At 41.9% G+C, this 14,540-nt stretch carries 13 protein-coding genes; 7 read left to right on the top strand and 6 right to left on the bottom strand.

Going from position 1 to position 14,540, the window contains the following annotated elements; genetic code table 11:
* Nucleotides 1-14: 14 nt before the first annotated feature.
* Entirely contained in the window at nt 15-848 is an 834-nt protein-coding gene (gene prmC, locus SYJ56_RS05620) for a peptide chain release factor N(5)-glutamine methyltransferase (protein WP_323832659.1), read from the bottom strand.
* Between the two features lie 163 nt (nt 849-1,011).
* Here prmC and SYJ56_RS05615 point away from each other — a divergent pair, with 163 nt between their 5' ends.
* Both SYJ56_RS05615 and guaB read left to right on the top strand, forming a co-directional pair.
* Nucleotides 1,012-2,199 carry an RsmB/NOP family class I SAM-dependent RNA methyltransferase gene (locus tag SYJ56_RS05615; RefSeq protein WP_323832658.1) on the top strand — a complete coding sequence of 396 codons (1,188 nt, stop codon included), beginning with the start codon at nt 1,012-1,014 and terminating at the stop codon, nt 2,197-2,199.
* Between the two features lie 359 nt (nt 2,200-2,558).
* Nucleotides 2,559-4,037 carry an IMP dehydrogenase gene (guaB, locus tag SYJ56_RS05610; RefSeq protein WP_323832657.1) on the top strand — a complete coding sequence of 493 codons (1,479 nt, stop codon included), beginning with the start codon at nt 2,559-2,561 and terminating at the stop codon, nt 4,035-4,037.
* Between the two features lie 91 nt (nt 4,038-4,128).
* Here the strand turns inward: guaB and SYJ56_RS05605 are convergent, their stop codons facing one another.
* From SYJ56_RS05605 to SYJ56_RS05595, 3 genes are all read right to left on the bottom strand, one after another.
* Nucleotides 4,129-4,587 (bottom strand): RES family NAD+ phosphorylase, encoded by a 459-nt coding sequence (locus SYJ56_RS05605; protein WP_323832656.1) that lies wholly within the window; start codon nt 4,585-4,587, stop codon nt 4,129-4,131.
* A 3-nt stretch (nt 4,588-4,590) separates the two neighbouring features.
* Complete coding sequence (locus tag SYJ56_RS05600; protein WP_323832655.1) at nt 4,591-5,058, bottom strand: antitoxin Xre/MbcA/ParS toxin-binding domain-containing protein; 468 nt, start codon at nt 5,056-5,058, stop codon at nt 4,591-4,593.
* A gap of 87 nt (nt 5,059-5,145) precedes the next feature.
* On the bottom strand, nt 5,146-5,622 hold the full coding sequence (locus SYJ56_RS05595) for a GNAT family N-acetyltransferase (RefSeq protein WP_323832654.1): 477 nt from the start codon (nt 5,620-5,622) through the stop codon (nt 5,146-5,148).
* Between the two features lie 62 nt (nt 5,623-5,684).
* Here SYJ56_RS05595 and SYJ56_RS05590 point away from each other — a divergent pair, with 62 nt between their 5' ends.
* Nucleotides 5,685-6,455: a type III pantothenate kinase gene (locus SYJ56_RS05590; RefSeq protein WP_323832653.1), complete on the top strand. Its 771-nt coding sequence runs from the start codon at nt 5,685-5,687 to the stop codon at nt 6,453-6,455.
* Here the strand turns inward: SYJ56_RS05590 and SYJ56_RS05585 are convergent.
* Entirely contained in the window at nt 6,449-7,120 is a 672-nt protein-coding gene (locus SYJ56_RS05585; protein ID WP_323832652.1) for a peptidoglycan DD-metalloendopeptidase family protein, read from the bottom strand. The two genes, SYJ56_RS05590 and SYJ56_RS05585, sit on opposite strands and share 7 nt — an antisense overlap.
* A gap of 68 nt (nt 7,121-7,188) precedes the next feature.
* On the opposite strand from SYJ56_RS05585, the gene SYJ56_RS05580 reads away from it, so the two are divergent.
* The gene (locus SYJ56_RS05580; protein WP_323832651.1) at nt 7,189-8,139 is read left to right on the top strand and encodes a pyridoxal-phosphate dependent enzyme; all 951 of its coding nucleotides are present in this window, start codon (nt 7,189-7,191) and stop codon (nt 8,137-8,139) included.
* A gap of 5 nt (nt 8,140-8,144) precedes the next feature.
* Here SYJ56_RS05580 and SYJ56_RS05575 read toward each other — a convergent pair whose 3' ends face one another.
* On the bottom strand, nt 8,145-11,105 hold the full coding sequence (locus SYJ56_RS05575; protein ID WP_323832650.1) for a glycoside hydrolase family 3 N-terminal domain-containing protein: 2,961 nt from the start codon (nt 11,103-11,105) through the stop codon (nt 8,145-8,147).
* Between the two features lie 385 nt (nt 11,106-11,490).
* Between SYJ56_RS05575 and SYJ56_RS05570 the strand changes: the two genes are divergently transcribed.
* The 3 genes from SYJ56_RS05570 to SYJ56_RS05560 are packed head-to-tail and all read left to right on the top strand — an operon-like array spanning nt 11,491 to nt 14,540.
* Entirely contained in the window at nt 11,491-11,904 is a 414-nt protein-coding gene (locus SYJ56_RS05570; RefSeq protein ID WP_323832649.1) for a hypothetical protein, read from the top strand.
* Entirely contained in the window at nt 11,897-13,747 is a 1,851-nt protein-coding gene (gene mutL / locus SYJ56_RS05565; RefSeq protein WP_323832648.1) for a DNA mismatch repair endonuclease MutL, read from the top strand. Before SYJ56_RS05570 ends, mutL begins: the two co-directional genes overlap by 8 nt.
* Nucleotide 13,748: 1 nt before the next feature.
* A complete protein-coding gene (locus SYJ56_RS05560) occupies nt 13,749-14,540 on the top strand; it encodes a rhomboid family intramembrane serine protease (RefSeq protein ID WP_323832647.1) in 792 nt (263 codons plus the stop codon).

Below are 14,540 nucleotides of genomic sequence, written 5' to 3'. Positions count from 1 at the left end.
CAGGATAATTAAATCTAGCGCTTAGCTACTGCAATCCTATCCTTTTCATTCAAATCCTTCAGTATTCTCACTTCCGAATAACCCAGCTTCTGTAACAGAACAGCAATTTCGTTTCCATATATCTCATTGATTTCAAAATAAAGCTTCCCTTCTGGGCTTAGCAGTTGTTTTCCTTTCTCAGCTATGATTCTATAAAAAATAAAAGGATCAATATCACTCACAAACAAGGCTAGTTCAGGTTCATAATCCAGTACATTTTTATGCATCTTGAATTTTTCCTGCTCAGGAATGTAAGGTGGATTGCTTACCAAAATATCCAATTTTTCTGCTTCAGGAGTTTGAATTAATATATCACATTTAGAGAAAGTTACCTTAGCTCCCAATTCCCCAGCATTTTTTCGGGCGATCACTAGTGCTTCCTCCGAAATATCCACAGCGTACACTTCAGGGTTGTCCATTTCCAAAACCAAGGAAATTGGAATACACCCTGTTCCTGTTCCGATGTCTAATATCCTCAACCCGGCTTTTAGATTTTCTTTGATGATCAGGTGAACCAATTCCTCGGTTTCATTTCTGGGAATCAACGTGGCTGGGCTGACAAAAAACTCTCTTCCATAAAATGGCCCTTTCCCGATAATATACTGAATAGGCTCTCCTGTCATTAATCGCTCAAGGTCTTCGAAGATTTTTGGTGGAAAAGAGGCTTCGTCAACTTCATTTAACAGATCACTTCTTCTCCATCCCAGATGGTGCTCAAAAAGCCAGCTAACCAAAGATTCAGATTCTTGCCTATCGTAATCGGTAAGTTTTGTAGCCCACGAAGACATAAGCTTTTGAAAGGTTGACATTGTTCGATGGAATTTGGAAGGTTTAAAAGGTAAAGGTATCAAAACCAAAATTTGTATTTTGATACCTGAGGGGGATTCTCAAAGGGCAGTTTTTCAGCCCTTTTAAAATCTCATTCTGACAGACTCAGAAAGAAAAACTACCTTTGCGGAGAATTTATTTCCCATGAAGCTACACAACAATACCATCCGCGGGGTTCATACCGCACTTGCAGCAATTTTTGAAGAAGGTCAATACGCTGATAAAGTAATCGAGCGCACTTTGAAATCCAACCCAAAATGGGGTGCACGTGATCGTTCATTTATAGCGGAAACTACTTATGAAATGGTTCGCTGGTGGCGATTGATCAATTATTTGAGCCCAAGCAAGGAGCCCTATGATCTTTTTGGTACCTATTGGCTGATGCAGGGCAATACGCTTCCCCCATGGGAAGAATTCGCAAAAATCAATCCAGATAAAATCCAAGAAAAGTATGAGAAGCTGGATGACCCCGCCAAATTGGAGTCTGTACCGGATTGGCTTTTTGACCTTGGTAAAAAAGAACTGGGAGATAAGTGGGAAGCAGAGATACACAGTTTGAATCAGGAAGCACAAGTAGTCTTACGTGTCAATACACTCAAAATCACCCGTGAGCAGCTGAAGAATAGATTGGCTGAAGATAATATTCACACACATATCATAAAAGGCTATCCTGATGCGCTGATCTTGGATGAACGCACAAATGTATTCCGTAATCCGGCTTTCAAAGAAGGCATGTTTGAAGTGCAAGATGCTTCCTCGCAATTAGTCGCTGCAGCCCTCGCCGTAGAGCCGGGAATGCGAGTGATTGATGCGTGTGCTGGTGCTGGAGGTAAGTCACTTCACATCGCAGCTTTGATGCAAAACAAAGGCAAGGTCCTTTCCTTGGATGTGGAAGAATGGAAACTTCAGCAAACCAAGCTTAGAGCACGTCGCGATGGCGTTTCTATTATTGAACGCAAAGTGATCGAAGGTTCCAAGACAATCAAACGAATAAAAGAAACTGCCGACAGGTTGCTTTTAGATGTTCCTTGTTCCGGCTTGGGAGTTCTTCGCAGAAATCCTGATACTAAGTGGAAACTCAGTGAGGAATCCATCGCTAAAGTACGTCAAACACAGCAGGAAATCCTTCAAAGCTACCCATCCATGTTGAAACCAGGTGGACAAATGGTTTATGCTACTTGTAGTATTTTACCGTCTGAAAATCAGGATCAAATAGCTAAGTTCTTGGCAAGTGAAGCGGGAAAAGATTTTGAATTAATCGAGGATCAGAAAGTTCTGGCACAGGAAAGTGGCTTTGATGGGTTCTATATTGCCAGACTACAGAAGAAGTAGATTTTGCCTTTGACAGGCATGGTAGTTCCAAATTAATTAAGCACAAAATTCAATTACAAGATTTCCTTTGCTATTTCATATGTTTTATAATTGACTTTCAATGGACTTATAGCTTGTCCCTTCCCGATAGTTATCGGGATTGATTCGGAGAATCTCGCATAGCTAGTAATCATTCCAGTGTGTGACTTTGAGTCATGCCTGTTTGGCCACAGGCAGGCTCGATTTCATCAAATCACAAATTTGGTTTTAGAAGGAAACACAGTACTATTCCAAATTTATTTTGGAGGGGATTAGTTTGGCATTGAATTTTGTGTGTAACTTTGACGGGCAAATAGGGTTACCTCACACCAATATTTGCCATGAATAGAAATTCCGATAAGTTCCTCTACGAAGCACTCACCTACGATGATGTGCTTCTAGTCCCAGGTTATTCAGAAGTCCTTCCACGCGACACGAATACCTCCACCCAACTCACCAAAAAAATCAGACTAAACATTCCTTTGGTTTCCGCTGCCATGGACACGGTCACTGAGGCTGAATTGGCTATTGCTATTGCCCTTGAAGGCGGTCTTGGATTTGTTCACAAAAACATGTCGATTGAGCAGCAGGCGGCTCAGGTCCGGAAAGTTAAGCGATCTCAGGCAGGTATGATCTTAGATCCAATCACGCTTCATATAGATGCCAAAGTGCGTGATGCAGAACAGATCATGCGCGAATTTCATATTGGTGGAATTCCTGTAGTTGATGAAAACAAGGTGTTGAAAGGAATTATTACAAACCGTGATCTACGCTTTATTAAAGATCAAAATCGTCCTATCCGTGAGATTATGACGATTGATAACCTGATCACCGCAAAATCCGGTATTTCTTTGGAGCAGGCAGAAGAAATTCTTCAGGAATATAAAATCGAGAAGCTACCAATTGTAGATGATGAGTACAAACTAAGTGGTCTGATCACGTATAAGGATATTCTCAAAAGGAAAGACAAGCCTAATGCTTGTAAAGATGAGTTTGGAAGACTTCGAGTTGGCGCAGCAGTTGGCGTGACTGCCGATATCGTGGAGCGAGTAGAAGCATTAAAAAATGCAGGTGTGGATGTAGTCTCTATAGATACAGCTCATGGCCATCACATAGGCGTTATCGAAACTTGTAGAAAAATCAAAGTTGCTTTCCCTGATCTGGAAGTGATCGTAGGAAATATTGCTACACCGGAAGCAGCAATTGCTCTAGCAGATGCAGGTGCTGATGCGGTAAAAGTAGGAGTAGGTCCAGGATCCATTTGTACTACTAGAATCATTGCAGGTGTAGGTGTTCCTCAATTATCTGCCGTATTCGAATGCTCAGAGGCATTGAAAGGTCGTGGAGTTCCTGTCATCGCTGATGGTGGTATCCGTTATTCTGGTGATTTGGTCAAAGCAATAGCTGCTGGCGGAAGTTCTATTATGATCGGATCATTACTTGCTGGAACTGAAGAGGCACCAGGTGAAATGATTATTTTTCAAGGAAGAAAATTCAAATCCTACAGAGGCATGGGTTCTCTGGAAGCGATGGAATCCGGTTCCAAAGACCGGTACTTCCAGGACGCTGAAGACAATATCAAAAAGTTGGTTCCTGAAGGAATCGTAGGTCGGGTTCCTTTCAAAGGCTTGGTTTCTGAGGTTCTTTACCAATTGGTAGGTGGGCTTAGAGCTGGTATGGGTTACTGTGGTACGCAGACAATTGAAGATCTTCAAAACAATGGGAAATTCGTAAAAATCACCGCTGCCGGGGTGAAAGAATCACATCCACATGATGTAAGCGTGACACGGGAAGCCCCTAACTATAGCTTAAAAGAATAAAATTTACGAAATGAAATATCTTGAGACCGGCAAATGCCGGTCTTTTTGCTTTACATGAATTTTCAAATTTTGTAATCTCCCAATTTAAATTCTATGAATTCACCTCAAAGCTCACATCCCATTCCTCCACTAGTTTTACTGAAGTCTGAAAATCAGGGTGGAGCGGATTGATCAGCAAATTGTGCTCGCTTGGATAGCTACTAAGAGGAATTCGGCAGGAGGGAATTTTTAAAACTGGAGAAATCATGCCCTTTGCCCAAGCTGTTCCAAACTCCTTAGTTGATTTGGGATGAGGTCTATTTTTCCAATCAGATGGCAAAAGCGTAGCATCCAGTTCTGGGATTTGCACATTAATTTCTAGAGCAACTAGCTTCCACTTGCTTTGTGTTACTACACTTCCTTTAATACTCAGAAGCTCTAGAAAATTAAGTGAAGAAACACTGCATCCATAGATTATTGGTGTACCATGTTGATTCCACCTTCCGGCTCCGAGCCCATATCCAAGAGAACTTCTACCCGCAAGATTTTCTATTAGTCGAAAGTACCTCACCCTCTACAGAATAGATCCCCATGACATAGCCTCCATCGCCTCATCTACTCGATCTATTCCATAGGGATTCTTTAATAGAGCTGCCGGCTTTTGATCGCCTAAGGATGTATTCTGAGTATGAAGCCATTGTGAAAGCAATTCTTCTGTACCGAAAATCCGAATACCTTTGGCAATAACCTGATCTATTTCCAAAATACTCTTGGTAAGCATCTTTGTAAGCTTTCTGTCTTCTTTGCGCCAACGGGATAATGTGCTAGGGTCCACCTCGAGCATCTCTGAAACATCTTGCTGGGTAAAATCTAAAAAATCAAAAAGCTCACCTGTATCATGAAACGACACAGCCACCTCATAACTCTCCATCGGCTCGCTAACCATTGAAATAGCCTCTTGAAAAAAATAATACGAATCACTGCCTGTGTGAATGGACTCAACTCCCGCCTCACCAAATGATATTTTCCAAGTGTGTGTCATAGCTATTTATTTAACGCTCACTAATTTATACAAAATTATTGCAAATACAAATTTTTCATATTGCATTTGCAATAATTTCATTTATGCTTAATCAAGCAGCTGTTTTATTTCATAATCTTGTAAGTGCGCGTTTAGCCAGCCTGCTTCTAGTGTTGCTCCATATTTTCTATAAAAATTGATCGCTGCCTCATTCCAATCGAGAACCTGCCACATCATTCCAGTGCAATTTTCCTCTAGGCATTTCTCCATGATGCGGTCAAAAAGCAGCTTTCCTGCACCATTGCCGCGTTCGGATTGGGTGACCACCAGATCTTCCAAGTAAATTCTCCTACCCTTCCATGTACTGTAGCGGTAATAATAAATAGCGAGGCCGACAATTTCGGATGTCTCCTCTTTTACGCAAAGAAATGTTCCGAAAACAGGATTTTCACCAAATCCGTCTTTCTCCATCATCTCAAGTGTATTCGTTACTTGCTCTGGTGCCTTCTCATAGATAGCCAACTCATTTATCAATTCCAATACCCGAGGAAGATCCTCGATTTTTCCTTCTCTTAGCGTGTACATGTTCAAAGTTTATAAAACCGTTTAATTTTGGGAAATGCTAATTTAATCAAATCCAAGAAACAATGTTTTTAGCAATAGATGCAGGAAATTCAAATGTAGTTTTTGCGCTGTACGACGAAGTGAGCGAAAGATGGAAGAATCACTTTCGGATTGAAACACAGTCTTCCAAATTCGCCGGTCAACTTCACAAAAAAGTCCCCATGTATTTTTTGGAGCATGGTATCAGCCCCAGAGATATTAAGCAAATAGGTTTCAGCTCTGTAGTTCCTGAGGTAAATGATCAGATTCTCCAATTTTGCGAAAATTATATGGGGACAGAGCCTTATCTTATTTCCCCGGCTAGTTTTCAAAAACTTCCAATAAAAAGCCTCCAACCAAACGAGATCGGTACTGATCTGATGTGTAATGTGATGGCCAGCTATGTGAAGTATGGCAAAGCCTTGATCGTAGTTGATTTTGGTACCGCACTTACATTTACTGTGGTAGATGCTTCCGGCGAGATTATAGGAGTGAATATTGTTCCCGGATTAAAAACAGCCATCAAATCGCTATTTACCACCACGTCCAAACTCCCAGATGTAGAACTTAAACTTCCCAAATCTGCTATTGGAAAAGATACTATTCATGCGATTCAAGCTGGAGTACTTTATGGATACACGAGTTTGGTCAAGGGCATGATAGAGATTATCTCGCAGGAAATAACAATGGAATTTACAGTGATTGCGACAGGTGGTTTAGCAGAAATTTTGACACCTCTTGAAAAAATCTTCGATGAAATCGATAGGAATCTGACACTTGAAGGATTGAGATTAATTACACTAGCCAATCAATAAATCACCTCGCTACGCAAAATTAAGTTTGGATCTGGACAGTTAGCCTCATATCCACCAACTTCCCGCTTAGAACAGACGCCCGGAAAGTCACCTACATTCCCCATTAAATCCCACATCAACTGAAAATGTAAGTGTGGTGGCCAATCACCATTTTCAGGAAATGGCCCTATATGAGCAAGTAAATCGCCGGCGCTTACTTCTTGACCCACTTCCAGATTTTCGAGGTCGGATAGAAAAAGATGACCGTAGAGCGAATAGAGTTTGGTTCCAAAGAGTTCATGTTCCAAAATAATAGTCGCACCATAATTCCCAAATCCTGCATTGTCCTGAAAGCTATGAATTCGCCCGAGGAAAGGGGAATATACTTGCACCCCTGCCCCCGTCCAGATATCTATTCCTAGATGAATATTCCGGAAATCGGCCTCTGCGGTCGCAAATACAGCACTTCTACGGTAAATTGCCCTGTGTTCCAAATAACCACCGATGCCATATTTACTTCCTGAGTTTCGTATTTGCTGAGTCACATATGCATCAAATGAAGCAGTATTCCCCAAATCCAAGGCATCCAGGTCTGAATTCTCCGCGCTGAAATCCAGCTTGACCGTATTTTCAAAATTCAGGTTCTCGCCCATGACTGGGAAAAAATCAATTTCATTCCAATTCATGCGGGGAAGATAGAAATATCATCTATTATTCTTAAGCTCCCAAACCCAAATTTAGCTAATTTCAGCCCATGAAAATTGACTTCCCTGCCCTAGCTGACATCCAAGCTGCACACGAACGTATTCAGCCGTTTATTCACCGAACTCCTATTATGACTTCATCAGCAATTAATGAAAATGCAGGGTGTGAAATATTTTTTAAGTGCGAGAACTTCCAAAAAGTGGGAGCATTTAAAGCACGGGGAGCGGCAAATGCTGTAATGAAACTTAGCGATACTCAAAAAGCGAAAGGAGTAGCAACGCACAGTAGCGGAAATCATGCAGCAGCATTGGCTAGAGCGGCTACTCTGGCAGGAATCCCTTCCTACATCGTCATGCCCTCCAATGCTCCTGAAATCAAAAAGAAAGCCGTGAAGGGTTATGGCGGAATTATCATAGAATGTGAACCAACCCTAAAAGCCAGAGAAACTGCCCTGGAAGAAACCGTAAAAAAAACGGGTGCTACGTTTATCCCTCCTTACGACAATATGGATGTAATAGAGGGACAAGCTACTTGTGCATTGGAGCTGATCGAGGATCAAGAAGATTTGGATGTCATTCTGGCTCCTGTGGGTGGAGGCGGTTTACTTGGCGGGACTTCTTTAGCGGCACATTACTTAAACCCCAGTATTGTGGTCATCGGTACAGAACCACAAGGTGCTGATGACGCATTCCAGTCCTTTCATGCAGGAAAAATCATTCCACAACCAGGCCCAAACACCATTGCAGACGGCTTACTAACTTCCTTGGGAGTTTTGAACTTCGAGTTAATTAAAGAATATGTTTCTGATATTCTTCTAGCTACTGATCCTCAAATAATAGAAGCTATGCGCTTGATTTATGAGCGTATGAAAATAGTTATAGAACCTTCTTGCGCTGTTCCGTTGGCAGCTTTACTGGCAAATCAAGATAGATTCAGAGGCAAGAAAGTCGGGATTATTCTCTCAGGAGGTAATGTAGATTTGGGTAAATTACCTTTCTAACAAGCCTATTTCTTGCCCATAGCCTCATAAATAATATCATGGATTTCTGTTCGTATACCTTCTTTTAACAATTTGGTATTCGTAGCATCTGGATAAACACGATTGGAAAGGAACACATAAATCAGATTATTATCCGGGTCAGCCCATACACATGTGCCCGTGAATCCAGTGTGTCCAAAAGTAGATTTAGGAGCCAAATCTCCTGCAGATCCCCCACTTCCAACTTCGGTATTTGGTTTATCCCAGCCCCAGCCACGGCGGCTTTGACGGGATTGGTTTTTGGTGAATTTCTTCACCGTCTCGGGGTCAATCAGGTTTATTCCACCATAACTACCTTCGTTCAGCATCATTTGCATCATCACAGCGAGATCATTTGCTTTGCCAAACAGACCGGCATGACCAGCCACTCCACCAAACATGGCAGCTCCCGGATCATGAACATATCCCTGAACCAATCTTTTTCGGAATGTTATGTCATTTTCAGTTGGAGCTATGTTGTCAAGTGGCATTTTAAAAGCTGGATTGAACGTCATTGTACTTAGCCCCAATGGAGCATAGAAGTTCTGATCCAGAAAATTTTCCATCGGCTGATTCACTATTCGCTCCACCACTGCCTGCATCAAATACATGGTAAGATCTGAGTATACATATTTATGCTTACTAGCTCCTCTTGGAATAGGGGTGACTTTCGATTCTACTGTCCAATTCCAAATACTATCTCGAAGTGCATCCATTCCATACATATCGTTGGAAACCGGTCTGGTAAAACCAAGTGAAGAAACAGGCTTGTAAAAATCCCCTCGCCATTGACCAGCTTCTACTGTCCTAGCATAGTATGGAATAAATGCAACCAGCCCTGCTTCATGCGCCATCACATCACTAAGTACCATCCTTCCTTTATTTGTCCCTTTGAGTTCCGGTAAATAATCTTGCAGGGAATTTTTCATGTCCAACTCGCCCCGGCTTTCTAAAAACATCACTGCCTGGGTAGTTGCCAAAACCTTTGTAATTGAGGCTAAATCATAAACTGTTTCGGAATTTACCGCAGGACTGGACTTGTATTCCAATTTACCATAAGACCTTTCAAAAACCACTTTTCCATCTTTCACTACCAGCACATTAGCACCTGGCGTAGCCTGCATCCTAATCGCTTTTTCGGCTACAGCATCGATTTTATCCAATATTTTTCCGTCCAGGCCAACACTCTCCGGTGTACCATATGAAAGTCGATCACTAGGAGCAAGATATCCACCTACTCCATGAGAAAATTGCCCATTAACAGTCACTGGTAGGATGCCTTTTGCGGCTCTTGCCCCAAATAAAATCTGTGGTGCTAGCTCCTGAGTGACTTCATTATTTTCGTAGGCAAAAACGACATTTCCTAGACCTTGTAGTTGCTCGGAAGCATAGGCATTACCGAAAAGGACCGTCACAACTTTCTGACGTTTTGCCAAGTCTTTGATTAATTTCACATCTCCCGGAGCCATACCAAACTTGCGTTTTGGGCTATTGGTCACTCCCATCAAACCCACTACTACCACATCGTAGTCTTCCAGCTTTTTCAGTGTATTGTTATGGGTAGTTTCATTTGTAGCCTTTTCAATACTGAAATGATCAAACTTAGTGTATTTGCCCAGATACTTTTGAAATTCCTTCCCGTCATCACCAATACTTAAGCTGGCGAATGAATTCAAATCTAAGTGTTTGAAAGGAAGTAAATCGTCCTTATTAGTTGCTACCGTAAATGCATCTGCATAAAGGCTCTCGATGATTGCATCTGTCTCCGGTGTAGCTAATCGTTCTACCAATCCGAATGTGTTGATAGGCTTATAATGATTCAATCCAGCCCAGTACTTCGCCTTTAGGATTTTTTTAACTCTTCGATCAATCTCATCCTCCGAGATTCTCTCATCTGCCACTGCTGCTTTGATTAGCATTTTGGCTTTTGATACATCTTGAGAATAAAGTAACACATCATTCCCTGCCAATAAGGCTTTCAAATCCACTTCTCCCGGTGCATTTGCTATGGCAACACCTTTCATATTAAGCGCGTCCGTAAAGATCAACCCCTGAAAATTCATCCGGTTTTGCAGCAAATCCGTTACGACTTTTTTGGAAAGGCTGGTAGCCATATTTCCAGCATCGTCTAGACTGGGCACATTTAAATGCGCTACCATCACAGACATTAAGTTTTCCTTGAAAAGCTCCTGATAAGGATATAAATCCACGTCCCAAATCCGCTGCTCAGGATTCTTGATGACTGGCAAAGAATAGTGGCTATCTGCCTCAGTGTCGCCATGACCAGGAAAATGCTTGGCGTTAGCGATCACTCCATTCTCCTGAAGTCCTTTCATATACGAAACAGCACGCCTGGTCACCACATCTCTATCTCCCCCAAAGGCTCTATAGCCAATCACCGGGTTTTCAGGATTGGAATTCACATCTACCACAGGTGCGAAATTGATATGCATGCCTAGCTCCTTAAACTGTCGCGCAATTTCTTTCCCCATAGCATACACCAAATCTGGGTTTTGTACCGCTCCCAAAGTCATTGCCTTAGGAAAATCCGGAACAGAATCTAAGCGCATACTTATGCCCCATTCAGCATCCATGGCGATAAAAAGTGGCGTTTTGGATTGAGCTTGGTAGTAATTCGTCAAGCGAGCCTGTCGATCAGGTCCTCCCTGAAAAAAAATCAGACCTCCAAGATTCTCTGTTTTTATAAGATTGCTGATTTCATCTACATGAGATTGATTTTTATTCGAGTAAGCGGCCACCATAAAAAGCTGCCCCAAACGCTCATCAAAAGTCATACTGTTAAAGACTGAATCCACCCAGTTGATCTGCACCATCGGGTCAGCGGTAGACAGAGGATCCGCTACCATTAATGATTCATCAAGTTTCCCGGAGGAAAAAGTAAGCGCTATAATACCAACTGCGAAAACTCTCCAAAGCTTACTGCTCATATGTGAGTAAATTTTTAATCCTTAACTTTCTAAATAAATTTGTATCCGACCGATTCGATTCTCTTTAGCTTTTGCAAACCTACCAAGTTCCGGGGATACTCCTAAGTACGGAATTTGGAACTTATAAATTGAAGTTACTCAAAGATAAGGTAACATATTGCCCTAAATCAGGTTAAAAAGGTCATAAATTTGATATCAGGTCAATATGCCGGAACTTATTCTCCCAGTATGCTTTTACTTAACGTGAAAGTTATATTTTAAATTACAACGTCATGAAATCGAGCATGTCTAAAGCGACACACAGAGAGATGATTATTCCCCATGCGAGATTCCATAGCCTGCCCCGACTTATCGGGGTGCCCATTAAAAATAAAATTATAAACACATGAAATTCCCATCCGTCTTTCGTACAGCCGCCCCAATGAGATTTGATATCAAGCCTAGATATTATGATCCTGTAAAGGAGGAGATCGAACAAAGAACCTCCCAAATCAAAAAGGAATTGGAAGCTCAGGGACTTTTGGACAAAAGTGATGGGACTGCACGTGACTTTGGTTCTTACGGCGCTGGTATCCGTGGTTCTTTTGCGCAGCATAAGGGGATAAAAGATCGAGGTGGGGTTAACATGTTTGCCTCCACAGCCATGATCCGAACCTTCATTTTTCTATTACTCCTTGGGTCTATTTTCGGCTATGTCTATTTAGGTCCAGTGATATTTGAATACATGGCATATGTGATTGCACTTGGAGCTTCGATCTATTTTTTCTTCAGGTTAAAACCCAAGAAAAAATATGAGTGATGTCATCCAACTCCTTCCCGATGCGATAGCTAATCAAATCGCAGCAGGAGAAGTAGTTCAAAGACCAGCATCCGCACTCAAGGAACTACTTGAAAATGCGGTGGACGCTGGCGCTACCCAAGTACAAGTGGTGGTAAAAGAATCCGGAAAACACCTTATACAAGTAATAGACAATGGAAAAGGTATGTCTGCTACTGATGCTCGTATGAGTTTTGAGCGACATGCCACATCCAAAATCAGAAGTTCAGCAGATCTTTTTTCCATCAGAACGTTCGGATTTCGCGGGGAAGCTCTGGCATCCATAGCTGCGGTGGCTCAGGTAGAACTGAAAACCCGGCAAGCCGAAGCTGAACTCGGAACTCTGATACAAATCGAAGGCTCCGAAGTGAAAAAACAAGAACCTTTCGCAGGGAATGTAGGAACATCTGTTTCCATGAAAAACCTCTTTTACAATGTCCCTGCCCGAAGAAATTTCCTGAAATCAAATCCTGTAGAAATGCGCCACATTGTGGATGAATTTCAGCGGGTAGCACTTTCGTATTCTGAAATTGGGTTTTCTTTATTTCAGCAAGATCTGGAAGTTTACAGCCTTTCTCCTGGCAAACTCAGCCAAAGAATTGTAGGAATTTTTGGGAAAAACTACCAAGGTCAACTCGTGCCTTGTGAGGAACTGACGCCGCATGTGAATGTGAAGGGCTACATAGGGAAACCTGAAAATGCTAAGAAAACCCGAGGGGAGCAGTTCTTCTTTGTCAACAATCGTTACATCAAAAGCAGCTACCTGAATCACGCAGTAAGCTCAGCTTTCGAGGGATTATTGCAACCTGATCAGCATCCATTTTATGTGCTTTTCCTAGAAATAGATCCATCCCATATCGATATCAATGTCCATCCAACCAAAACTGAGATCAAGTTTGACGATGAACGCACGATCTATGCGGTGATTCGGTCAGCTGTAAAGCAGGCTTTGGGAGCGCATCATGTAGTTCCTTCTCTTGATTTTAGCCTCGATGTGAATTTCAATGAAAAGTGGGATAAGGATCCAGAGAAAAAAGCACAGGTGGATCGAGAATATAGCTACAAATCATTCAATACCCCAGAATTCAAACAAGCCAGCACTTCTGGCTGGGAAAAACTATTTGAAGGGACACAACAACCAACTAGAGACATCGATCGATCTCCCCAATCCGAAAAAGAAACAGAAGTTTTAACATTTGAAAGTAGGGCAAAGCCGGATGATACTACCGAATTCATTCCCAAACCAAGTGAAACAGAATCAACTGGAACTACTTTTCAGGTGGAGCTTAGCTATGTGGTAGCTCAGATGTCTACAGGATTTCTCATCATCGATCAGCAGACTGCGCATGAGCGGGTTCTATACGAACGCTATTTGCGCCAGCTGAAACTTGCTCAAGGCACGTCACAGCAATGTCTGTTTCCACCCACCATCAATCTCGGTCCATCTGATTATGCATTGGTGATGGATATTATGCCTGAGCTACACAGTTTAGGATTTATGGTTTCAGAGTTTGGTAAAGATACGGTGCTCATTCAAGGAGTCCCAGCAGATATCCCCGTTAAAAATGAAAAGGAGCTCTTCGAAGGGCTTCTCGAACAATACAAGCATTTCAAAAGTGAGCTTTCGCTCGATACCAGAGAAAATTTAGCGCGATCTTTGGCGCGAAAATCGTCTTTGAAAAAAGGACAAAAACTGAATTCACAAGAAATGGAAACTCTGGTCGGGCAGCTCTTTGCCTGTCAAAATCCAAATTATGGATTGGGAGGGAACAAAACATTCGTGAAATTAGATTTAAGCAGTATTCATTCTTTCTTCGGCAAATAGCATGTTTAGAAATATTACACCGGTAGTTCAAAATCTACTTATTATCAACATCGGGCTACTTATCGTATCTCAGTTTATCTTTCCCCAACTGAATCAGTGGTTTGCACTTTACTACATCCATAGTCCTTATTTTAAGCCTTTCCAGTTTCTGACCTACATGTTTATGCATGCGGATTTCTGGCATTTGTTCGGCAACATGTTCGGATTGCTGATTTTCGGCCCTTTGCTAGAGCAGTTTTTGGGACCAAAAAAATTACTGATCCTTTGGATGGTGTGTGGTATAGGATCGGGAGTTCTTTATTCTGGATATTCTGCATACCGAATGAACAATCTGGAGGAAAAAGTGGCTATGTTTCAAAACAATCCTGATCCAGATTCATTTAATAAGTTAGTTTTGGAAAATCGTGGATTTTTCAAGCGGACAGTATTCGATTTTGTTGACGATTATAGTCGCAATCCTGATGACCCTAATAAAATCAGCCAAGCTTCCCAAACCTTGAACGCCATTCTGGAGGCACAAGCAAATATTCCCATGGTCGGTGCCTCAGGAGCTCTTTTTGGGGTTTTGATCGCATTTGCGATGCTTTTCCCCAACACACAATTATTTTTACTCTTTCCGCCGATGCCTATCAAGGCAAAATATATGGTGCTTTTCTACAGCCTTTACACGATATATAACGTATTTGTGAATAACCCGCTGGATAACGTAGCACACTTTGCCCACCTCAGCGGATTGGTGATTGGCGGTGTTTTGGTTTACTTCTGGAAAAAAGACAGAAACAGCTTTTATTAA

Origin of the sequence: Algoriphagus aurantiacus, assembly GCF_035156405.1 — a bacterium.
GTDB lineage: Bacteria > Bacteroidota > Bacteroidia > Cytophagales > Cyclobacteriaceae > Algoriphagus > Algoriphagus aurantiacus.
The sequence above is the reverse complement of the archived record's forward strand: the minus strand, read 5'-3'. Positions and strand labels throughout refer to the sequence as shown.